We start from the raw sequence: 21,196 nt of genomic DNA, 5'->3' as shown, positions 1-21,196 counted from the left end.
GGCACTCCCGTGGCCACTGAACCGGCAGTCGACAACGTCGACCGGCTGCAGCGCTCCAGCCGCGACGTCACCACGTTGCCGACGGTGATGTCGCGCTGGCTATCCACCGTACTGCCCGAGGGCGCAAATCCCGAGGTGAGGGTGGAAAGCGGCGTGGATTCGACGGGCATGTCGTCGGAGACCATCATCTTGACCACCCGCTGGCAGCAGGACGGGCAGCAGACCGAGCAGAAACTGGTGGCGCGGGTGGCGCCCACCGCCGAGGATGTGCAGGTCTTCCCGACCTACCGACTCGACCACCAATTCGACGTCATCCGCAAGGTCGGCGAAGTCACCGACGTGCCCGTGCCCCGGGTGCGCTGGCTGGAGAACACCGGCGACGTCCTGGGCACACCGTTCTTCGTGATGGACTACATCGACGGCGAGGTGCCGCCCGACGTCATGCCCTACACGTTCGGCGGCAACTGGTTCGCCGACGCGCCCGCCGAGCGGCAGCGCGAACTCCAAGACGCCACCGTGGGCGTCTTGGCCAAGCTGCACTCGATTCCCAACGCACAGAGCACTTTCGGCTTCCTCACCGAGGGACAGACCGGGGACAGCGCGCTGCGCAAGCACTTCAACTGGGTCCGGTCCTGGTATGACTTCGCGGTGCCCGACATCGGGCGATCACCGCTGCTGGAACGCACCTTCGACTGGCTGGAGGCCAACTGGCCGGCCGAGGCGGCCGCCGCCGAGCCGGTGTTGCTGTGGGGTGACGCGCGGGTCGGCAACGTGCTGTACCACGACTTCGCGCCGGTGGCGGTGCTGGACTGGGAAATGGTCACGTTGGGGCCGCGCGAACTGGACGTGGCGTGGATGATCTTCGCGCACATGGTCTTTCAGGAGCTCGCCGGCCTGGCCACGCTGCCGGGGCTGCCGGGGGTGATGCGCGAGGACGACGTGCGCGCCACCTATGCGCGCCTGGCCGGCATCGAAGTCGGCGACCTGCACTGGTTTTACGTGTACTCGGGCGTGATGTGGGCGTGCGTGTTCATGCGCACCGGCGCGCGGCGGGTGCACTTCGGCGAGACCGAAAAGCCCGACGACGTCGAATCATTGTTCTACCACGCGGGATTGATGCGCCGGTTGATCGGAGAGGACCAGTAATGCTCGGACCGCTCGACGAGTTCCCGGTACACCAGATTCCCCAGCCGATCGCGTGGCCGGGCTCCTCGGACCGCAATTTCTACGACCGCTCCTACTTCAACGCCCATGACCGCACGGGGAACATCTTTGTGATCAGTGGCATCGGGTACTACCCCAACCTCGGGGTCAAGGATGCGTTCCTGCTGATCCGGCGCGGGGACACCCAGACCGCCGTGCACGTCTCGGACGCCATCGACCAGGATCGCCTCAACCAGCACGTCAACGGCTACCGCGTCGAGGTCATCGAACCGCTGCACCAGCTGCGGATCGTGCTCGACGAAACCGAAGGCATCGCAGCCGATCTCACCTGGAAGGGGCTGTTCGACGTCGTCCAGGAACAGCCGCACATCCTGCGGTCGGGCAACCGGGTCACGCTGGACGCGCAGCGGTTCGCCCAGCTCGGCAGCTGGAGCGGGCACATCGTCGTCGACGGCGAGGAGATCACCGTCGATCCCAACACCTGGCTGGGCAGCCGCGACCGGTCCTGGGGCATCCGTCCGATCGGCGAGGCCGAGCCCGCCGGCCGGCCCGCCGACCCGCCCTTCGAGGGCATGTGGTGGCTGTATGTACCCATGGCGTTCGACGATTTCGCGATCGTCCTGATCATCCAGGAGGAGCCCAACGGGTTCCGCTCGCTCAACGACTGCACGCGGATCTGGCGCGACGGCCGCGTCGAGCAGTTGGGCTGGCCGCGGGTCAAGATCCACTACCGCTCCGGCACCCGGATCCCGACCGGCGCGACCATCGAGGCCACCTCGCCCGACGGCACCGACGTCCACTTCGACGTGGAGTCCAAGCTGCCGGTCCCGATCCACGTCGGCGGCGGCTACGGCGGCGACTCCGACTGGATCCACGGCATGTGGAAGGGCGAAAAGTTCGCCGAGCGGCTGACCTACGACATGACCGACCCGGCGATCGTCGCGCGCGCGGGATTCGGCGTGATCGACCACGTCGGCCGGGCCGTGTGCCGCGACGGCGACAAGGCGCCGGTGGAGGGCTGGGGCCTCTACGAGCACGGCGCGCTGGGCCGGCATGACCCGTCGGGATTCAAAGACTGGTTAACGGTCGCGCCGTAACGGCGCTTCACAATTCCGCCCCGCGAATCCGCCCTGCGAATCGCGGAAATGCGGTTCACTAGAGCGCGTGTCAAAGCCGCCCCGGATCGTCGACGTCGTCGTGGTCGGAGCGGGCTTTGCCGGACTGGCCGCCGCGCTCGAGCTGACCCGGCAAGGCCATGACGTGGTGGTCTTCGAGGGTCGCGACCGGGTCGGTGGGCGGTCGCTGACCGGCAGCGTCGCCGGATTGCCGGCCGACCTGGGCGGCACTTTCGTCGGCCCGACCCAGGACGCCGTGCTGACGATGGCGGCCGAGCTCGACGTTCCCACCACTCCCACGCACCACGACGGCAAGAACCTGATCCACTGGCGCGGCTGGACGCACGCGTATCGCGGCACCATCCCCAAGCTGTCCCTGACCGGCCTGCTGGATATCGGCCGGCTGCGCTGGCAGTTCGACAGGATCGCCCGCGGCGTCCCGCTGGCAACCCCGTGGGACGCGCGCCGGGCGCGCAAACTCGACGAGCTGTCGCTCGGTGGCTGGCTGCGCTCGGTGCGGGCGAGCGCATCGTCGCACGACCTGCTGGCGATCGTGGCGCGGGTGACCTGGGGATGCGAACCCGACGACGTCTCGATGCTGCACGCCGCCCGCTACGCGCACGCGGCCGGCGGCCTGGACCGGCTGCTCGACGTCGAGGACGGAGCCCAACAGGACCGCTTTCCCGGCGGCACGCAACAGATCGCCGAGGCCGCGGCCGCCGAACTGGACACGCGGGTGGTGCTGGGCGCACCGGTGCGGCGCATCGAACGCCACGGCGCAGGCGTGACCGTCACGACCGACGTCGGCGAGAGCGAGGCGGGCTTCGTCATCGTCGCGATCCCCCCGGCCCATCGCGCCTCGATCGAATTCACTCCGCCGCTGCCCGCGGAGTACGAGCAACTCGCCCAGCACTGGCCCCAGGGCCGGCTCTCCAAGGCGTATGCGGCCTATTCCACGCCGTTTTGGCGGGCCGACGGCTTCTCCGGGCAGGCATTGTCCGACCAGGGCCCCGTTTTCATCACGTTCGACGTCAGCCCGCACCCCGACGGCCCGGGCATCCTCATGGGTTTCGTCGACGCCCGCGCATTCGACTCGCTGCCCGGAGATCAGCGCCGCCGCGACGTGTTACGGTGCTTTGCAACGCTTTTCGGCGACGACGCCCTCAAACCGCTGGACTACGTCGATCACCGTTGGGGGGCAGAGGAATTCGCGCCCGGCGGCCCGACCGCGGCGGTGCCGCCCGGGTCGTGGACGCGGTTCGGGCGGTGGTTGCGCGAACCGGTCGGGCCGATTCACTGGGCCGGTACCGAAACCGCCGACGAATGGACCGGGTTCCTCGATGGGGCGATCAGATCCGGTCAACGCGCCGCCGCCGAGATCACCGCGCTGCTATGAGCTGATCCGGCGGGTCGCCGAGTGGTGGACCGCCGCTTCGGCCAGCACGCGCAGCTGGCGGCTCACCTCGCGGGGGTGCTCCAGCATCGAGCAGTGCCCACCGGGCAGCTCCACCAGCCCGGCCAGGTTGGGCGCGTCACGTGCGATCCTGCGGGACTGGCCGATCGGTGTCAGCCGGTCGCGTTCGCTGCCGATGACCAGGGTCGGCACCGTCAGCCCGCTCAGGTCCAGATAGCGAGTCCCCACCGCCGCGACCAGCGCCCGCGCGCATCCGGCCCGCCCCAGTGGGGACGTCTTTTCGAAGAGCTCGTAGACGACGCGGGCGATGCTCGGGTCGGCTTCCCGTCCGGTCGCCAGCATCGCGACCACGTAACGGCTCGGGATGCGTGCCGCACCCGGGACGGGAAGCCCGCCGAACGCGCTGATCAGGGCCCGTCCGGCGAACACTCGCGCCGGCGACAACCCGGGCGGCACCGCGAGTAGTTGCACGTTGCGGATCAGGTCACCGGTCGTGGTGTTGATCAGCGCGACGGCGTCGGCGCGCCGTGCAACCTTGTGCCGGTAACGCTCCGACCACGCGGCGATGGTGATGCCGCCCATCGAGTGACCGGCCACCACCGCCCGCTCATGCGGCGCCAGCGTCGCATCCAGCACCGAATCCAGATCGCACGCAAGGTGTTTGAGGCTGTAATCCTTGGCCCGCGGCACACCGCTGCGGCCGTGCCCGCGGTGATCGAACGCGATCACCCGGTAGTCGCCGGCCAGGTCGGCGATCTGGTAGGCCCACGCGCGGATGGCGCACGTGATGCCGTGCGTCAGGACGATCGGATAACCGTCGGGAGGGCCGAACACCTCCGCGTGCAGCCGGGTGCCGTCGGCCGCGCGGACCGTCACAGTCTCACTCGGCGGCAGCCGTTCGGGGAACGGGTCAATCGCGCGTACCGCCCGTCGAGCACCCATGCGCCGCTCCCCCCTCGAACGCGGCCCCGTCGCCGCAGCTAAGGATGAGACGATTTTATCCCGATACTCGGCTGGGATTTGGGAAATCCGGCAAACGATTCTTATGGGACGCTTAGAGCCGTGTCTGGGGTGTCGCGGCGGGCGTTTCTCGCGGCCACGACGAGCGTGGTCGGCGCCGGGCTGGCGGGATTGTCCACCGCGCGCAACCTCGCCGACCCCGGGCACGCGGTGCGCATCATGGAGGCCCGCGACCGCATCGGCGGCCGGGTCTACACCGACCGCGGCTGGGGGGTGCCGCTGGAGCTGGGTTGCCGCGAACCAACTGCTGCACCGGTTGAGCGGTTGACCGCGCGCGGCCATCAGGCGAAACTCTGTTGCCGCAGCGTGTTGTGGGGACTTTGCCCGTAGGTTTGCCGGTACAGCACCGCGAATCGCCCGGTGTGCGCGAAGCCCCACCGCTGGGCGATTTCGGAGACGGTCGACGTGCCTGCCGTCGCCGCGACGAGCTCCTGGTGGGCGCGACGGAGCCGGACACGACGCATGTACTCGGTGGGTGTGGTGTCGAGCTGGCGGCGGAACAGGTACTGGACCGCGCGGGGTGTCAGATGCACCGCGGCCGCGACATCGTTGATGCCGATGTCCTCGGTGGTGTGGCGGTGGATGAAAGACACCGCCTCCTTGAGTGTTTCGGGCATCGCAACGTCGCCGGCCGGATCCTGCTCGGTCAGATTGGACGGATAGCACTCGAGCAACGCGCTGGCCAGCAGGTTGGCCATGCCCGCGGCGATCATCGGCTGCTGGGCGGTGTCGGCGGAGGCCAACGTCGTCACCACGTAGTCGAGCGCTCGCTGCCAGGCCCGCACGGCCGCACGTGAACGGGGACGCCACTTCAGGAACTGGGTTTGTTGCGACAGCGCCGTGTGCCATTCGGCGGCGACCGCATGCAGCACCTCCGCCGCGAGCACGACGACATCGAAATGTCCACCGTTACAGTGCAGTACACACGACATGCCGTGAGCGACGAGAATCGGCGAGTCCGGGGTCGCCGGCGTACCGCTCGCGACGCTCAACGATCCCGTGCGCGGCTGGATCACGATGATGGTGTCGCCCGCCGGGACTTCGAGCGTCAGCCGCCCCCGGATCGCCACCTCGTCCACCGTCATCGTTCCGGTGTCCCTGCGGCGATGCGACACCGCGCAGCGGCCGGTGAGCCCGGAGAGCCGCCATCCCGGCCGGTAGGCGCCGGCGAAAAACCGCTGGATCGCTTGCGCGTTCACGCTGCGAAATTGCTTGCATTCCACGGCGACTGGACGGACCTTGTGCTCCGACTCGCTGACGAGCACCGGACGGGCGGGACAGTATTCGGGCGTGCTTTCGGTCCGGCGCGTCGCGGTGGTGGTCATGGCCGGCCCGGATGACAGACCGCGTGTGCCCTCGTCATGGCGTCACCGTGCCGCCGCCGATGGCAGACCCGCCGGTGCCCGGTCAGGCGCTCCCAGGCTTTGGTAGATATTCAGCGCGTCGAGCGCGATCCGCTGCCACGCGAAGCGTGACTGTGCCCGACTTCGACCGGCCGCACCCATGCTCTCGCATTGGAAGCTCTGGGCGAGAAGCCTTCTCAACGCGGCAGCCAGCCCGACGGGATTTTCCGGCGGCAGCACGACGCCGGTGATGTCGTCGAGGACGACGTCGGCCAGCGCGCCCACGGTCGCCGCGACCACCACCACGCCGCTGGCCATCGCCTGTAACGCGGTCGTGGGGCGCGCCGGGTGCCGCGGTGTGCACACCATCACGTCGGCGGACCGGATCCACATCGGCAGGTCGTTGCCGGGGATCGTGCCCGCGAAGTGGACGCGGTCGGCAACGCCGAATTCCTTGGCAAGGTACTGCAACTGGGCGCGGGCGTCGTCGTGTACGGCATTGGTCGCATCGGTTTCCGCGATGACCAGTTCTGCGCCCGGGACCCGGTATAGCGCGCTGATCGCGACATCAAACCCATTGTGCCGCAATGGATTAGGCGCCACACACAAAACGCGTTGCAGCCCGCCGCGGACCATTTCCGGACCGGCCGGGGTGTAGCGATCGGAGTCCACGCCGCAGGTCAGGGCGGACACGCGCGCCCGGCTGCGGCGCAGGTGGGCGAGCATATCGACGTCGGCGCTGCTCTCGCCGGTCGCCCACGCCGCACCGCGGGCCAGCAGGGGCTCGATACGGTCGCGTTCGCTCCCGTGCGCGGGGGCCAGGGCGTGGGAGCGCGTTGTCGCGGCCAGGCCCAAAAACGTCTGCACGACCGGGAGACGCTCTCGTCGTGCGGCCAGTTGGGCGGCCAATCCGCCCAGCCACCCGTACGCGTGCACGACGTCGGGTTGTTCCTTCGCCCAGAGTCGCTCGAGCTTCGCCGCCCAGTCGCCGACGTAGGGCAGCACGTCGACGGCGGAGGCCGCCGTGCGGGGGCCGACGGGGACCGACGCACACCGATAGCCGCCCGCGGCGGACTTGGCTCGCCGGCGACCGTTTTGCCTCAGGCAGACCGTCGCGTCATGCCCCTGGGTCGTCAGCGCGGCGCCCAGCTGCTCGGGGTCCTCCCCGACCACGTCGTCACCGCTGACAATTGCGATCTTCAACCGCGGTTCCCTCCGCGCGCGTCGTCCATCCGCCCCAACATCACGAGGCATACCACCTGCGGGCGTCCGCGAAACGAACAAGATCACCGCTGCTCGTCCCGGCCGAGAGTTTGTCCGCGAAACCGTCGGCTGAACTGCCAAAACGCGGTCCCGTGGGCCCCCTACCGCGTCCGCGGGCCGATGCCCGAAGCTGCGGCGACGGGCTCGACCATCTCCCGCATCAAAGTTGATTTTCCCGACCGAGCAATGCCCAGACCGTTTTGCCCGACGGCGTCGGCGCCGTGCCCCACTTCCTGGACACCGCGGTGACGATGGCCAGCCCGGAGACGATGTCTGCGCCACGCAGGCCATCCTCATGCCGGCCCGGCAAATACGAACTCTTGTCCTCGACTGCGACCGTCACGGTGTCGCGATAGTTCTCGACGATCAACACCGGCTCACTTTCGGTGTGGTCGAGCGTGTTCTCGACGAACGCGGTGGCCACCGTGGACGCGACCGCGATCACGTCATGCAGATCCCAGTCGGTTAGCCAGTCAGTGACCACGCCGCGGGCAAGATCGATGCTCTCGGTGGTTCGCGAAAGCTGGGTCCGGGCGCGTCGCCTGTCCTTGGAGGATTGGCGGCGCGCCGCGTCCAGCGCGAGTTCTCGGGCGGCGTATATCGGCACATAGCGGGTGATACCGGCCGAGGCGACCGCCTCGCGCATCCCCGGTTGCGCGCACACCAGCAGGATCGGGACGTCTGGCCACACGCTGACGTGCCAACGAGCGCTGGTGAACACGGCCCAGGCCGATACAGCCGGCGCGTACAAACGGTCCACATCGGCGATCACCGCGCGGGGCGCCGCGTCGATCGCGACCTTGATCACGGTGTCGCGGACCGTCCGATAGCTGGCACTGTCGAGCACGCCCTCCAGCTTCAGGATCGGCACGTCCTGATCGGCTTCTATCTCGATCCGGATATCCGGAAGATGGGCATTCACCGAGCCTTTCACCCCCGATGCATGTATTCGATCGTCCGCAGAGGCGCCGGTCGACACGTTGCCGCCCACATCGTCGTCTCCGTTGGCCGCTGCAACCACCATTGGCGACTACCCCGATCCATTGCGGGTAACCCGCCAATGAAGAACAGAGCCGCATTTCGGCCGTTTTGCACCCGTTTGACGGTGGTACCCCACACCGTTGAGCGGCCCAGCACAGCAAATCACCCAGAGAGGCAGGCCATGGCCAGCGACCAGAATCCCAAGCAGCGCGACCTGGAGTCCGCACGGTTCCGTCGGGACACCGGATACCTGACGACCCAGCAGGGGGTGCGCGTCGACCACACCGACGATTCGCTGTCCGTCGGCGAGCGGGGACCGACGCTGCTGGAGGACTTTCACGCCCGGGAGAAGATCACCCATTTCGACCACGAACGCATCCCGGAGCGCGTGGTGCACGCGCGCGGCGCCGGCGCCTACGGCTACTTCGAACCGTACGACGACTCACTGGCGCAGTACACCGCGGCGAGATTCCTGACGACACCGGGCCTGCAGACCCCGGTGTTCGTGCGCTTCTCCACGGTGGCCGGGTCCCGGGGTTCGGCCGACACCGTGCGCGACGTGCGCGGGTTCGCCACCAAGTTCTACACCGAACAAGGCAATTACGACCTGGTGGGCAACAACTTCCCGGTGTTCTTCATCCAGGACGGCATCAAGTTCCCCGACTTCGTGCACGCGGTGAAACCCGAGCCGCACAACGAGATTCCGCAGGCGCAGTCGGCGCACGACACGCTGTGGGACTTCGTGTCGCTGCAGCCCGAGACATTGCACACCATCATGTGGCTGATGTCGGACCGGGCGCTGCCCCGCAGCTACCGCATGATGCAGGGCTTCGGCGTGCACACCTTCCGCCTGGTAAACGACCGCGGTGAGGGAACTTTCGTGAAATTCCACTGGAAGCCGCGACTCGGCGTGCACTCCCTGATCTGGGACGAATGCCAGAAGATCGCGGGGAAAGATCCCGACTACAATCGCCGCGACCTGTGGGAGGCCATCGAGTCGGGCCAGTACCCGGAATGGGAGCTGGGCGTCCAGCTCGTGCCCGAGGAAGACGAATTCAAATTCGACTTCGATCTGCTTGACGCGACGAAAATCATTCCGGAGGAACAGGTTCCGGTCCGGCCCGTGGGCAAGATGGTGTTGAACCGCAACCCGGACAACTTTTTCGCCGAGACCGAGCAGGTCGCGTTCCACACGGCGAACGTGGTGCCCGGCATCGACTTCACCAACGATCCTCTGCTGCAATTCCGCAACTTCTCCTACCTGGACACCCAGCTGATCCGGTTGGGCGGCCCCAACTTCGCCCAACTGCCGATCAACCGCCCGGTGGCCGAGGTCCGCACCAACCAGCACGACGGTTACGGGCAGCACGCGATTCCGCAAGGCCGCTCCAGCTACTACAAGAACAGCATCGGCGGCGGCTGCCCCGCGCTGGCCGACGAGAACGTGTTCCGGCATTACACCCAACGCCTCGACGGGCAGACCATGCGCAAGCGGGCCGAAGCCTTCGAGAACCACTACAGCCAGGCGCGGATGTTCTGGACGAGCATGACGCAAGTGGAAGCCGAACACATCGTCGCCGCGTTCGCCTTCGAACTCGGCAAGGTGGAAGTGCCCGAGATCCGTTCGGCGGTGGTGGCGCAGCTCGCGCGGGTCGACGGCGAGCTCGCCGCCCAGGTCGCCGCGAAGCTGGGGCTTCCCTCGCCGCCCGAGGAGCAGGTCGACACGGTGACCGCCTCACCGGCGCTCTCACAGGTGACCGACGCGGGTGACACCATCGAGTCGCGCAAGGTCGCGGTGCTGGCCGCCGACGGCGTCGATGTGGTGGGGACGCAGCGCTTTATCGAGCTGATGGGACAGCGCGGCGCCATGGTCGAGGTGCTGGCCCCGGTGGCCGGCGGCACGCTGGAGGGCGGATCGGGCGGCGAGCTTCCCGTCGACCGATCCTTCACCACGATGGCGTCGGTGCTCTACGACGCGGTCGTGGTGGCGTGCGGACCGCGGTCGATCGCGACGCTGTCCAACGACGGCTACGCGGTGCACTTCGTGACCGAGGCCTACAAACATCTCAAGCCCATCGGCGCCTACGGCGCCGGCGTCGACCTGTTGCGCAAGGCCGGTATCACCAACCAGCTCGCCGAGGACACCGAGGTGCTCAACGATCAATCCGTGATCACCACCACGGCAGCCGCCGACGAGTTACCCGACCGCTTCGTCGAGGAATTCGCCGGCGCGCTCGCCCAACACCGTTGCTGGCAGCGGCGCACCGACCCGGTTCCGGCCTAGCGCCGGTGTTTTCCCCGCGGCCGGGGCGGGCATAACTGATAAGGCGTCTCATCGCAGACAGGAGGATGGATCATGCCGCGCTCGTCGATCAAGAACGAAAAGATGTACCAGGATCTGCGCAAGAAGGGTGACTCCAAGGAGAAGGCCGCGCGGATTTCGAATGCGGCCGCGGGCCGGGGTAAGTCCTCGGTGGGCCGCAAGGGTGGTAAGTCCGGGTCGTACCAGGACTGGACCGTCACCGAACTGAAGAAGCGCGCCAAAGAGCTTGGCATGTCAGGCTATTCGAGTCTGACCAAGGATAAGCTCGTGGCCAAGCTTCGTAATCACTGACGCATCAGCCCGAGCCGGTCGGCGAGCACCAAGAAAGCGGCCGCGTAGTCGTTTTCGGCGGTCTGCGCCGTGATGCGCTGCCAGTCCAGGCGTTCGCGCACCGCGCGCACGGCCGGCAGCAATCTGGCGAAGTCGCAGTGATGCTCCCCCAGGGAGCGCAGCTGCTGGACGAGCACCATGGTGGGTGGCAGCACCGGCATGCCGATCGCCAGGACCTCCTGCTGCTCGGCCTGATCCAGCGTCTCGGCATCGACGGGGACGCCATTGATGCGATGCAGGACGTCGACGAGCGTGCCGCCGGTGCGTGCCTTGAACAACCAATCCTCCGGGGGCCGTTCGATCGCGAACCCGGCATTGGTCAAGGTGGCCACCGCGGTCTCCACGTCGGCCTCGGCCACCACCAGGTCGACGTCGTGACTGGGTTCCGGTGCGCCGTAGGCCCATAACGCGTAGCTGCCGGCCAAAGCGAAGCGCGGCCCGTGCTCCTTGAGCGCCGACGCCGCGGCCTTCAACGCCTCACGTAACCGCGAGGCGCAGTCGGCATGTGCGGCATGTACGTCCGGGGCTGCCATGGTGCATTAGGTGATACCCCGCCGGCGGCACGGGCAACCTGCCGACGGCCGATGATAAGACCGTTTAACTTGCCCGCAACGGGGAAATCGTCCGGTTATGTCAACCGCGGTGCCACGCCCATACGATGCTGCGGCCGTCGTGATTCCGGTCCGTGCCTTCGACCGCTCTCCGGCGGGTGGTCCGGCGTGACCGCGGGTCTGGTTGAGCACTGGCTCGAGTCCGGACGGCTCGAGCTTCCCCTGCCCGCGTCGGGACGCACGGCCGAGCGCTGGCAGCGGCTGGCGCGGCTGGCCGAGGACAACATCGTCGCGGCCAGGATCGCCGAGTCCCACGTCGACGCGGTCGCGATACTGCACGAGTTGGGCGGTAAACCCCCCGATCCGGGTCAGCTGTGGGGTGTGTGGACCGCCGAGGCCGCGGACACGGCGCTCACGGCTACCGACACCGACGGCGCGTTCACCCTGCACGGCACCAAGGTGTGGTGCGCGGGCGCAGGGTTCTGCACGCACGCGCTGGTGACCGCGCGACTCGAGGACGGGACGCAGGGCCTGTTCGCGGTGACGGTCACCGACCCCGCCGTCAAGGCGTTGCCCAGCACGTGGTGGAACGCGGGGATGGCCGGCAGTGACACCAGGCCGGTCCAGTTCACCAACGCCCAGGCCGTCGCCGTGGGCGACCCCGGCGCCTATCCGAATCGGCCGGGGTTCTGGCACGGCGCGATCGGTGTCGCCGCCTGTTGGCTCGGCGGGGCGCGGCGGGTCGCCGACCCGTTATACCGCTGCGCCGCAAGCCAATCGGCCGACGCGTATTCGCTGGCCCACTTGGGTGCCGTGGATGCCGCGCTGGCCGCCAGCGACGCGATCCTCGCCGAGGCGGCGATCCAGGTCGACGCCGACCCGTTCGACCGAGCCGGCACGGCGCAACTACTGGCGCGTCGCGTCCGCACGGTCGTGGAACACGCTGTCGACGAGGCGATTACGCGCACCGGCCGCGCGCTGGGCCCGGGCCCGCTGTGCCAGGACGGGCGGCACGCCCAACGGGTCGCCGACCTGAGCATCTACATCCGGCAGAGCCACGCGGAGCGAGACCTGGCCGAACTCGGGCGGCTGGCGGGCAAGCGGGCGATGAGGGCGCCGTGAGAACCGTGCCGGCGGGCAACTGCGCGTTTGCGGCCGACCCGCTGACCCACGGCGGCACCCCGGTGCCGTTGTGGCTGGCCGCGTTCGAGGAAAGACCCCTGCCGGCCCTGGATCTGACACAGTGTCGACGGCTGATCGTCGTGGCCCCGCATCCCGACGACGAAACCCTCGGCCTGGGCGCGATGGCCACCCAACTGACGGCGACGGGCGTGGACGTCCAGGTGGTCTCGGTCAGCGACGGCGGCGCCGCCCGACCCGGCGTGACGGCCTGGGAGCGGCTTCGGATGGAAACCATCCGAAGGTACGAATTGGGCCGGGCGACCAGCCTTTTGAATGTCCCCAGCCCGATTTCGCTGGGTTTTCCCGACGGTGAGCTGACGGATCGCGAGGACGCGCTGGCCGACACGCTGACTCAGCTCCTCGGGAGCGGCGGCCCGGCGACCTGGTGCGCGGCGACATGGCGGGGCGACGGGCATCCCGATCACGAAGCCGTGGGACGAGCGGCCTTGACCGCGTGCGCCCGCACCGGCGCGACGCTGCTGGAATATCCGGTGCTGATGTGGCACTGGGCGCACCTCGGTGATCCGGTGGTGCCGTGGGCCCGGGCCTATGCGGTGCCATCGCCCAGCTGGGCATTGGGCCGCAAACGCCGTGCGGCGCAATGCTATCGAAGCCAGCTCGAACCCACAGACGGCGAATCGTCACCCACCCTGCCGAGGTTCGTGCTGCAGCGGCTGCTCGCAATGGGAGAAGTCGTATTCCGGTGATCCGCCTGACCCGCTGCGGAAACGCCGCGTGAGTGCCCGAGCGGGAAAGTGGGTAGGCGAAAACCTATGCGCGTGGCGACCTTCAACATCCTGCACGGCCGCACGGTCGGGAACGGTGTCGACGTAGCGCGCCTGCGCGATTGCGTGCGCCGCCTCGATCCGGACGTGCTCAGCCTGCAGGAGGTCGACTGCGATCAGCCACGCTCCGAGCGGGCCGACCTGACCGCCGCGGCGGCCGAGGCCATGGGTGCCGTGGAACACCGGTTCGTGGCGGCGATTTCCGGCACCCCGGGTGCGACCTGGATGGCCGCCACCGGCCGCGAACAACCCGGGACCGCCGCATACGGCATTGCCCTGCTGTCGCGATACCCGGTGGCCAGCTGGCAGGTGTTGCGACTGCCCCGCATCCCGATGCGGTTTCCGATGTACCTGCCCGGACCCAACCGGGTGATGATCGTCGACGAGGAGCCGCGCGCGGCCGTGATCGCGCAGCTGCGCACCCCGATGGGCGGGCTGACGGTGGCCAACACCCACCTGTCCTTCGTTCCCGGCTGGAACCGGCGCCAGCTGCTGCGCGTGATTCACGACCTGCGCGGCTTTCCGGGCCCACGGCTGCTGACCGGCGACCTGAACATGACACCGAAAACCGTTAACCGCTGGTCGGGGATGCGGGCGTTGGCCGTCGCCGAAACGTTTCCCGCCGATGCGCCCAATCGCCAGCTCGACCACATTTTGACCGACGACCCCGGGCTGCGCGGCGGCGTGGTCGACGCCAGCCCCATGCCCATCTCCGATCACCGCCCGCTGGTGGTGGACCTGCAGCGGGAGTGAGTCCCCCCGTTCAGCGCGGGCGAACGGCGGCTGATCTCATCGCGACCAGAACACGGTCGATGTCGTGGATCGACGGCGCCTCGCCGGTGACCCTGATGATCTCCACTCCGACGTCGGCACTGTCGACGGAATCAGCCTGGGGCGCAACGAGTCTGCGGGCGATGGACATGACTTCGTCGTCGCCCACCCGTCGCGGCAACAACGACAGAAGCGGTGCATATCCCGTGGCCGGCGCGCTCGGCGGGCAGCCCGCACGCAGAAAAGCGACCATCCGGGACAACGGAGCGCCCACACCCATGTTCCCCCTATAACCCCGCGCCGCGGTTTGAAACCCCACGCGCAAAACGGGGTCCGGCCCGACAAGCGGACCGGACCCCGTTCAGAAAGCGGCTTACTGGTTTTTCTTCTGGCGCTCCTCGGCCGCGTCCGCGCCGGCTCGCGCCGACTCGGCTTCGGCCTCCTTCTTGCCCGCGTCGCGTTGGGCGTCGGCTTTGTCTTGCTGCGCCCGGCCCTCGTCGGCGAGGTCGTCGCGGCCGAGCACGGCCCCGCCGACCTCCTTGGCCTTGCCCTTCACGCCCTCGACGGCGCCCTGCACCGCTTCCTGCGGCCCGCTCTTCTGGTCCCCCATGGGTCGACCTCCCTTTCGGTGGTGAGTGAGCTTGCGCTCGATGGCACCTAAGGCGTTCCCGCCGCGCGCCGCGCCAAACGGCCCGTCCCCCGTTACCTGCGCCACCGCGCATCGGCCACCGGCACGTCGGTTTGAACGGAGTTTTACCGGGTAGTCCTAGCCGGCGGCGCGAAGGGGGGTGAGGGCGGTGACCACCATCGCCGTGATAGGGGCGACCGGCACGGCCGGATCCCGCGTGGTCGCCCGGCTGAGGTCGCGCGACGTCGCGGTGGTCGAGATCTCCCGCGAGCAGGGCGTCGATCTGTTCAGCGGGCCGGACCTGTGCGAGGCGCTCAAGGGGGTCGACATCGCGATCGACGTATCCGATCCGGTGCCGCCCCAGCCGTCGGACGTCGGCCAATCCCTGGCCACCGCCTCCCACAACATCGTGGGCGCGTGCGCCACTCAGGAAGTGCAGCGCCTGGTGGTGCCGACGATCGCGGGCATCGACGACCCGGAACTCGACGGCATCCCCTACTACGAAGCCAAACGTGCGGCGAAGAACATCCTGCTCGACGGCCCGGTGCCGACGACGATCGTCAAGTCCACGCAATGGTATGAATGCGCCACCCACTGCGATGCGGTGAGCTGCGACGGCGACGAGGTGATCGTCGAGGACTGGCTGATCCAACCGATCGCCGCCGACACCGTCGCCGACGTCCTCGTCGAGGCGGCGCTGGGACAGTCGCACACTCCGCGCACCATCACCGGCCCGCACCCCATCCGCCTACCCGATCTGACGTCGAAACTTCTTGCCCAGCAAGGTGATAGCCGACCGGTCCGGACGGTGCGACCCGCAGTCGCCGCGCTCGCCAACGGGGCGCTGTTGGCGTCGGGTCACGCGGTGGTCGTCGGTCCCGACGTCGACACGTGGTTGCAGACCTTGGCACCGCCCAGCACCGACGGACACCACGCGGTCGACGGCGAAGAACCCAGCGGCAGCTGAGGATTCGGTGTGCTCACAGCAGCAACGCACAACTGACGGCGATCATCCCGACGGTGACGAAGGCGGCGTAGTCGTTGATACTCCCGGTGTGGACGCGTCGTAACCAGCCCAGCGACCGCGCCACGCCTTCGCCGCGCAACGCCAGCACCAGCACCGACACGCCGAGAATCAGTTCAATCGCGATGATCCCCAACGTTTTCGGTTCGAGATAGACGAATTCCACGCCCGCGTCCGGCAGCGTGACGCCCGTCCCCAGGGCGGCCGCCGCGTAGCCGGCGGGGTCGAGCAACCCGGCGGTCGCGGGCCCGGCGACGTGCGCGACGAACGGGCGGGCCAGCGCGCCGAAGCCCAGGCAGCCCACGCTCAACATGATCAGGCTGGCCTTCATGCCCGACCGGATCGGCTCGAAGTGGGAGTACGCCTGGTTGCGGCGGCGGTAAAAGCCCAGGTACGCGGCGCGCGCCAGGGCGGCGACGGTCAGGACCTGCGCCAGCAGCGCACAGCCCAGCACGACGGGCCGACCCGACAATCCCTCGTGTATCAAGCCAAGTGAGGCGTAGCCGTTCAGCGGCGGCACCCCGGCGATCGACAACACCCCCACCGTGAAAGCCGCCGTCAGCAGCGGACGCCGACGGGCCAGCCCGCCCATCTCGGAAAGTTTGGTCAGGCCGGTGGCGTGCACCACCGCGCCGGCACACAGGAAAAGCAACGCCTTGAACAGGCCATGATTGACCAGGTGGTATGCCGCACCCGCGACGCCGTCCACGGTTCTGCTCGCGAAACCCGCTGTCAGTACGCCGGTTTGGGCGACGGTGTCCCAGGCCAGCAGTCGCTTGAGGTCGTCCTGCAGCAAGGCCATCGCCGCGCCGACCAGCGCCGAGGCCACGCCGAGTGCGGTCAGCAGCGTCGGCAGCGACGGAAGGTTCACGAAAATCTGCAGCCTGAGGCGGGCCAGCGCGACCACCCCGAGGTCGACCATCAGCGCCGAGAACAGCGCAGAGACGGCACCCGGGACGGGAGTGTGCGTGTCGGGTAGCCAGGCGTGAAACGGCACCAATCCGGCCTTGGTGGCAAAGCCCGCCACCAAAAAGGCGACCGCGAGCAGCATCGCCCGGGTGACGCCGGTGGTGACGGCCTCGTGGAGTTGCCCGAAGTTCAGCGCCCCGGTCGCGGAGTAGAGCATCGCGCTGCCGATGAACACCGAGAACCCGGCGATGCTGGTGAGGACGAGATTTTTGAAAGCCGCCTCCACCGCGATGGGCCGCTCCAGGAAGAAGCCGGTCAGGCCGTAGCTGGCCAGGGCGGCCACCTCGAACCAGACGAACAGATTGACCGTGTCCGCCGTGAGCGCGGCCCCGATCAGCGCGGCCAGCAGCAGCTGCACCAGGCAGGCCAGGCCGCCCAGCTCTCGCGGGCCGAGCTCGCCGAGTTCGGACAGCGCGCTGACCACCAACACCACGCCGACCCCGGCGGTCAGTGTCGCGAAGGTGAGCCCGAAAGGGTCGGCCACCAAGGCGATTCCGAGCGACGCGCCACGCACCGGGTGTTCGTTGGACAAGAAGTGCGTCAACAAATGACCGGTCCCCGCGAACACCGCCGCGGCGGCGTACAGCAGCACCCCCAGCGCCGCGCTCACAGCCGTCACCGCCACCCACAGCGGCGCCCGCCGCGCCCGCCGGGCGGCCAGCGGGGCCAGCACCGCGCCGATCAGGGGGAGCACCACTGGCAGCGGGAGCAGCTGCGCGGGCGTCGGCACCGCTCAGCCCCGCAGCTCGGTCAGGTCGGCCGCGTCGACGCTGCGGTAGTGCTGGGCCACCCGGACCACCACGGTCAAGAACACCGCGGTGATCGCCACCCCGATGACCACCGCGGTGATGCAGAAGTTCTGCAGCACCGGATCGGCCACATTTCCGGCCACGAGGTCTTTTTGAGTGCGCCCGGCCGGCAGCCCGGCCAGCACCGGCGCGGTCGAGTCGTTGCGGTAGGCCATGGACACCAGCAGCAGATACGTCGAGGACTCCATCAGCGAGAGACCGAGGACGATTTTGATCAGGTTGCGCCGCGACACCACCGCGAACAATCCGAGACAGAACAACACCCCGGCGGCGACGTAGTTGGCGACGATCATGACTCGTCCTCGTCGGGTGTCCATTCGTGACCCATGCCCAGCAACGCGAACACCGCGATCGTGATGCCGGTGGCCACCTCCACCAACTCGGCGGCCGAGATCAACTGCAGCGTGCCGCCGGCGCGGATCGTCTGTTGCGGTGCCAGCGGCAGCCAATTGTCCAAGAACGAGCCGGTCAGCCACATGCCCACCAGACCGACGGCGACAATGGCTGCGGCACCGGCCATTTCGGCGACCTCCAGCGTGGCCGGGCGCACCGCGGCGCGCACCGCCCGGTGCCCGAGCGCCGTATAGAGCAAGATGACGCAGCCCGCCAACACCACCCCCGCGGGAAAGCCGCCGCCGGGCGTGTAGCCCCACGCCGCCAGGTAGACGCCGGCGACCGCCAGGATGACCGCGGCGACGCGCGCGCCCACTCGCACCACCACCGTCATCGCGACCGCCCGCTCCGGGGCGGGCGCGCCCAGCGCGGCGTCGTCGGCGTGCTCGGGCGCCGGCTCCGGCTCGTCGTGGCGCTCTTGGTCTTCCGCCTCGCGCGCCTGCGACTCCTGCTCATCGGGGCCCTCGTCGGGGTCGGCCTCCTGCTGCTCGACGCGCCCGGCGCTGGCTTCGCCGACGAACTCCGAGCGCGGCTCGCGGCCCCGCGAGAGCAGCAGCACCGCGACGACGGCGGCGAGCAACAAAAACGTCTCGCCGAACGTGTCGAAGGCCCGGCTGCCGTACACCACTTCGCTGACCACCTCGGTAGTCCCCCACCGCGGCAACGCGATCGCCATCGCGTGTCTTGCGATGTCGGGCAACGGGTTTGAACCGGCGGGCAAGGACGTGAGTCCGACGCCCACCACGGCGGCGAAACCACCGACCAGCAGCCCGCCCAGCCACGCGCGATGCCAGCCGGCCTCGCGCGGCAATCGTCGATCAGCCACCGCGACCGCCGCCGTCGTCGGGGGCCTCACCCAAGTCACCGCGGTCGAAAACGTCGGTGCGAATTTTTCCGATCGCGATCAGATACAGCACCGGCTGGGCGATCGCGCCGACGGCGACCGTGGCCAGCGCGACGTCCGGCGCGGCCAGCACCACGAACAGCGCGCCCAGCACGGTGCCCATCGCCGACAGGGCCATCACCGAACCCGTGATGCTGCGCAGGAACACCACCAGCACCGCACAAGCGATGACCAGCCCCAGGCACAGATAGTCGACGGCCCACAGCGATGTCACCGGCCGGCTCCGGGCCGGTCCGGTTGGTCGACGACCGCGCCGCGCCACATCGGCACCCCGGTCTTGTACGCGGCGCGCGCCAACGCGTGCGCGGCGATCGGATTGACCAGCAGAAGCAGCGCCGCGACCAGGAGCGCCCGCGATCCGTACTCGGTGAGAGGTCCCTTGGCCACCGCGAGGGCGCCCAACAGCGGCACCGCGCCGGCGGTGATTGTCTTGGAGGAGCACTGAATTCGCGTGTAGACGTCGGGCATACGCAGGATGCCGATCGCCCCGCTCAGCGAAAAGAACACTCCCACAACGCATAAGAGGATCACCAGCGTGTCGGCCAGGGCGGAGTTCACAGCAGTCCCCGCTCCAGGTATCGCGCCCACACCAGCGCGCCGAGGTAACTGAACGAGGCCAGCCACAGTGCCACGTCCAGATAGATCGGGCGGTCGGCGACGGCGGCGTAGAACAACACCACCAGCGCGCATTGCGTGGAGATGGTGTTGAGTGCGACCACACGATCCGACACCGAGGGGCCGCGCGCCAGCCGAACCAGCAGGAGGCACGCCACCGACAACTGCGCGATGCACACCCCCGCCAGCACGCCACTCATCGGTTCGCCCCGCCTCTTCTTCCGGCTCGGAGCCGGGCCACGGCAATCACCCGCCGTTCCAGCGGCCCGTTCACCGATTCGCGCGCCGGGCCCCGCGGCACGGCCATCGCGTGATACTGCAGCAGGTGCCGGCCGCGATCGAGGTCGACGAACTGGTTGTCCACGACCAGGGACGTCAGCAGGCCGGTCGCCGCGAGTTCGCCGTCCGACCGCGCCTCGCTGGGCACGATGATCATGCCGGAACGCAGCGGCCGTGACGGCGACAGGATGCGGCGGGTCAGCGAGAGGTTGGCCACCACGATGCGCGCCGCGCAGGCGGCCGCGAGCATGACCAGCGCGGCGAGGCGGCGCGGCGTCACCGCCGACCACGGTCCGGCCACCGGCCCCAGCGGAGCCATGGCGAACCCGCAGCCCACCGCGACGGCCAGGCCCACCAGCAGGTTTTCGACCGTCGGGGTCCACGTCAGCAGGATCCACAGCGCGAAGGCCCACGCCGTCAGCGCCGCCACCCGCTGCGCACGCACCGCACTGCCCACCCCGATGCCACCTTTCGCCCTCGTATCGCGGGGACGTCCCGGGATACCCGTCGCGCCGGACGATCAACCGTGTATTCCGGGCCCCGCCGCGGATAACGATTGCGTCACGATGGAGATCACGATTCGTTAAGAACCGGCGCACATTCTTAAAAATTTGCCGACCGCTTGACCGTTCGCTTAGCAAACACCCCCGCGAACGGCCACAACGACCCGAACGTGGCGCGGCGTTCGTCGTCAGCGAACATTCGCCACTGTTGGCCTCCGCTACTTTGGATTTCGAGGATCGGGAGCCTCAGTCGAGAGAAATCCATTTCGTTTCGAAGGACAACAAACATCATGAAATTCAGCAGTATTGTCGCGCGCCGTCGAGTGGCCGGAGTCAGCGCCGGCTGCCTGCTCGGGGGGATGGTCATGGGCGTCGTCGTCGCGCCGACGGCGGCCGCCGCACCCGACTGCAGCCCGGCCGGTGTGAACTCCACCGTCTCCTCGGTGCAGGGATCCGCCGAGCAGTATCTGGCGGCGCACCCGGGGGCCAACCAGGTGGTGACGGCCGCCTATGGTCAGCCGCGGCCCGAGGCTGCATCGAGCCTGCGCAGCTACTTCACGGGCCACCCGCAGGAGTACTACGACCTGCGCGGCATCCTGGCACCGATCGGTGACACCGAACGGCAGTGCAACGTCACCGCCTTGCCGCCGTACCTGGAATCGGCCTACCACGAATTCATGGCCGGCTGATCCAGCCCGAAAGACGACCCGCCACGGACCCGTTTGCCGGCCGTGGCGGGTCGTTTCGCGTTTGAGCCGTCACGCGCCGTGTGAACGGCGTTGCGGGCGGGTATTTCTGGCGAATATCGGTGCGGGTGGCGGAACTGGAGG

At 68.7% G+C, this 21,196-nt stretch carries 25 protein-coding genes; 11 read left to right on the top strand and 14 right to left on the bottom strand.

The window, feature by feature from the left end; all coding sequences use genetic code 11:
• The first annotated feature begins 9 nt into the window (after positions 1–9).
• The 3 genes from ACZ50Z_RS01075 to ACZ50Z_RS01065 all read left to right on the top strand — a co-directional run bounded on the left by ACZ50Z_RS01075 (position 10) and on the right by ACZ50Z_RS01065 (position 3,675).
• A complete protein-coding gene (locus ACZ50Z_RS01075) occupies positions 10–1,146 on the top strand; it encodes a phosphotransferase family protein (protein WP_464481879.1) in 1,137 nt (378 codons plus the stop codon).
• Positions 1,146–2,261 carry an Rv3169 family protein gene (locus ACZ50Z_RS01070; RefSeq protein WP_464481878.1) on the top strand — a complete coding sequence of 372 codons (1,116 nt, stop codon included), beginning with the start codon at positions 1,146–1,148 and terminating at the stop codon, positions 2,259–2,261. Before ACZ50Z_RS01075 ends, ACZ50Z_RS01070 begins: the two co-directional genes overlap by 1 nt.
• Before the next feature lie 67 nt (positions 2,262–2,328).
• A complete protein-coding gene (locus tag ACZ50Z_RS01065; RefSeq protein WP_464481877.1) occupies positions 2,329–3,675 on the top strand; it encodes a flavin monoamine oxidase family protein in 1,347 nt (448 codons plus the stop codon).
• Here ACZ50Z_RS01065 and ACZ50Z_RS01060 read toward each other — a convergent pair.
• A complete protein-coding gene (locus tag ACZ50Z_RS01060; RefSeq protein ID WP_464481876.1) occupies positions 3,670–4,635 on the bottom strand; it encodes an alpha/beta fold hydrolase in 966 nt (321 codons plus the stop codon). The two genes, ACZ50Z_RS01065 and ACZ50Z_RS01060, sit on opposite strands and share 6 nt — an antisense overlap.
• A gap of 120 nt (positions 4,636–4,755) precedes the next feature.
• Here ACZ50Z_RS01060 and ACZ50Z_RS01055 point away from each other — a divergent pair, with 120 nt between their 5' ends.
• On the top strand, positions 4,756–5,043 hold the full coding sequence (locus ACZ50Z_RS01055; RefSeq protein ID WP_464481875.1) for an FAD-dependent oxidoreductase: 288 nt from the start codon (positions 4,756–4,758) through the stop codon (positions 5,041–5,043).
• On the opposite strand, the gene ACZ50Z_RS01050 is transcribed toward ACZ50Z_RS01055, so the two are convergent.
• From ACZ50Z_RS01050 to ACZ50Z_RS01040, 3 genes are all read right to left on the bottom strand, one after another.
• Entirely contained in the window at positions 4,995–6,038 is a 1,044-nt protein-coding gene (locus ACZ50Z_RS01050; protein ID WP_464481874.1) for a helix-turn-helix domain-containing protein, read from the bottom strand. The two genes, ACZ50Z_RS01055 and ACZ50Z_RS01050, sit on opposite strands and share 49 nt — an antisense overlap.
• A gap of 42 nt (positions 6,039–6,080) precedes the next feature.
• Positions 6,081–7,259 carry a glycosyltransferase gene (locus ACZ50Z_RS01045; protein WP_464481873.1) on the bottom strand — a complete coding sequence of 393 codons (1,179 nt, stop codon included), beginning with the start codon at positions 7,257–7,259 and terminating at the stop codon, positions 6,081–6,083.
• A 220-nt stretch (positions 7,260–7,479) separates the two neighbouring features.
• Positions 7,480–8,241, bottom strand: coding sequence for an STAS domain-containing protein (locus ACZ50Z_RS01040; protein ID WP_464486031.1), 762 nt, complete (start codon positions 8,239–8,241; stop codon positions 7,480–7,482).
• 240 nt (positions 8,242–8,481) lie between these two features.
• On the opposite strand from ACZ50Z_RS01040, the gene ACZ50Z_RS01035 reads away from it, so the two are divergent.
• A complete protein-coding gene (locus ACZ50Z_RS01035; RefSeq protein WP_464481872.1) occupies positions 8,482–10,584 on the top strand; it encodes a catalase in 2,103 nt (700 codons plus the stop codon).
• Positions 10,585–10,656: 72 nt separating this feature from the next.
• Positions 10,657–10,914 carry a DUF7218 family protein gene (locus ACZ50Z_RS01030; RefSeq protein WP_067175296.1) on the top strand — a complete coding sequence of 86 codons (258 nt, stop codon included), beginning with the start codon at positions 10,657–10,659 and terminating at the stop codon, positions 10,912–10,914.
• Here ACZ50Z_RS01030 and ACZ50Z_RS01025 read toward each other — a convergent pair.
• Positions 10,908–11,486: a nucleotidyltransferase family protein gene (locus ACZ50Z_RS01025; RefSeq protein WP_464481871.1), complete on the bottom strand. Its 579-nt coding sequence runs from the start codon at positions 11,484–11,486 to the stop codon at positions 10,908–10,910. The genes ACZ50Z_RS01030 and ACZ50Z_RS01025 overlap by 7 nt on opposite strands.
• Positions 11,487–11,672: 186 nt before the next feature.
• Between ACZ50Z_RS01025 and ACZ50Z_RS01020 the strand changes: the two genes are divergently transcribed.
• The 3 genes from ACZ50Z_RS01020 to ACZ50Z_RS01010 all read left to right on the top strand — a co-directional run bounded on the left by ACZ50Z_RS01020 (position 11,673) and on the right by ACZ50Z_RS01010 (position 14,224).
• Positions 11,673–12,626, top strand: a complete 954-nt coding sequence (locus tag ACZ50Z_RS01020) for an acyl-CoA dehydrogenase family protein (RefSeq protein WP_464481870.1) — start codon at positions 11,673–11,675, stop codon at positions 12,624–12,626.
• Positions 12,623–13,393, top strand: a complete 771-nt coding sequence (locus ACZ50Z_RS01015) for a PIG-L deacetylase family protein (protein ID WP_464481869.1) — start codon at positions 12,623–12,625, stop codon at positions 13,391–13,393. The genes ACZ50Z_RS01020 and ACZ50Z_RS01015 overlap by 4 nt, the downstream gene beginning before the upstream one ends.
• A gap of 66 nt (positions 13,394–13,459) precedes the next feature.
• Complete coding sequence (locus ACZ50Z_RS01010) at positions 13,460–14,224, top strand: endonuclease/exonuclease/phosphatase family protein (protein WP_464481868.1); 765 nt, start codon at positions 13,460–13,462, stop codon at positions 14,222–14,224.
• Positions 14,225–14,234: 10 nt separating this feature from the next.
• Here the strand turns inward: ACZ50Z_RS01010 and ACZ50Z_RS01005 are convergent, their stop codons facing one another.
• A complete protein-coding gene (locus ACZ50Z_RS01005; protein ID WP_464481867.1) occupies positions 14,235–14,522 on the bottom strand; it encodes a DUF3349 domain-containing protein in 288 nt (95 codons plus the stop codon).
• Positions 14,523–14,615: 93 nt separating this feature from the next.
• Positions 14,616–14,852 (bottom strand): microaggregate-binding protein 1, encoded by a 237-nt coding sequence (gene mbp1, locus ACZ50Z_RS01000; RefSeq protein ID WP_008259513.1) that lies wholly within the window; start codon positions 14,850–14,852, stop codon positions 14,616–14,618.
• 178 nt (positions 14,853–15,030) lie between these two features.
• Between mbp1 and ACZ50Z_RS00995 the strand changes: the two genes are divergently transcribed.
• Complete coding sequence (locus ACZ50Z_RS00995; protein WP_464481866.1) at positions 15,031–15,837, top strand: SDR family oxidoreductase; 807 nt, start codon at positions 15,031–15,033, stop codon at positions 15,835–15,837.
• A 13-nt stretch (positions 15,838–15,850) separates the two neighbouring features.
• On the opposite strand, the gene ACZ50Z_RS00990 is transcribed toward ACZ50Z_RS00995, so the two are convergent.
• Genes ACZ50Z_RS00990 through ACZ50Z_RS00960 form a run of 7 tightly spaced genes read right to left on the bottom strand, consistent with a single transcriptional unit; the run spans position 15,851 to position 20,320 of the window.
• On the bottom strand, positions 15,851–17,593 hold the full coding sequence (locus tag ACZ50Z_RS00990; protein WP_464481865.1) for a complex I subunit 5 family protein: 1,743 nt from the start codon (positions 17,591–17,593) through the stop codon (positions 15,851–15,853).
• A gap of 3 nt (positions 17,594–17,596) precedes the next feature.
• Positions 17,597–17,965: a sodium:proton antiporter gene (locus ACZ50Z_RS00985; protein WP_464481864.1), complete on the bottom strand. Its 369-nt coding sequence runs from the start codon at positions 17,963–17,965 to the stop codon at positions 17,597–17,599.
• Positions 17,962–18,891 carry an MnhB domain-containing protein gene (locus ACZ50Z_RS00980; RefSeq protein WP_464481863.1) on the bottom strand — a complete coding sequence of 310 codons (930 nt, stop codon included), beginning with the start codon at positions 18,889–18,891 and terminating at the stop codon, positions 17,962–17,964. Before ACZ50Z_RS00980 ends, ACZ50Z_RS00985 begins: the two co-directional genes overlap by 4 nt.
• Positions 18,884–19,183 carry a Na(+)/H(+) antiporter subunit B gene (locus ACZ50Z_RS00975; protein ID WP_464481862.1) on the bottom strand — a complete coding sequence of 100 codons (300 nt, stop codon included), beginning with the start codon at positions 19,181–19,183 and terminating at the stop codon, positions 18,884–18,886. The genes ACZ50Z_RS00980 and ACZ50Z_RS00975 overlap by 8 nt, the downstream gene beginning before the upstream one ends.
• Entirely contained in the window at positions 19,180–19,527 is a 348-nt protein-coding gene (mnhG, locus tag ACZ50Z_RS00970) for a monovalent cation/H(+) antiporter subunit G (protein WP_464481861.1), read from the bottom strand. The genes ACZ50Z_RS00975 and mnhG overlap by 4 nt, the downstream gene beginning before the upstream one ends.
• The gene (locus ACZ50Z_RS00965) at positions 19,524–19,784 is read right to left on the bottom strand and encodes an MrpF/PhaF family protein (protein WP_464481860.1); all 261 of its coding nucleotides are present in this window, start codon (positions 19,782–19,784) and stop codon (positions 19,524–19,526) included. Before ACZ50Z_RS00965 ends, mnhG begins: the two co-directional genes overlap by 4 nt.
• A complete protein-coding gene (locus ACZ50Z_RS00960) occupies positions 19,781–20,320 on the bottom strand; it encodes a Na+/H+ antiporter subunit E (protein ID WP_464481859.1) in 540 nt (179 codons plus the stop codon). The genes ACZ50Z_RS00965 and ACZ50Z_RS00960 overlap by 4 nt, the downstream gene beginning before the upstream one ends.
• 336 nt (positions 20,321–20,656) lie before the next feature.
• Here ACZ50Z_RS00960 and ACZ50Z_RS00955 point away from each other — a divergent pair, with 336 nt between their 5' ends.
• Positions 20,657–21,055: a heme-binding protein gene (locus ACZ50Z_RS00955; protein WP_464481858.1), complete on the top strand. Its 399-nt coding sequence runs from the start codon at positions 20,657–20,659 to the stop codon at positions 21,053–21,055.
• Positions 21,056–21,196 lie beyond the last annotated feature (141 nt).

The organism is Mycobacterium sp. NTMscope_MAC_269 (genome assembly GCF_976985695.1).
The sequence above is the reverse complement of the archived record's forward strand: the minus strand, read 5'-3'. Positions and strand labels throughout refer to the sequence as shown.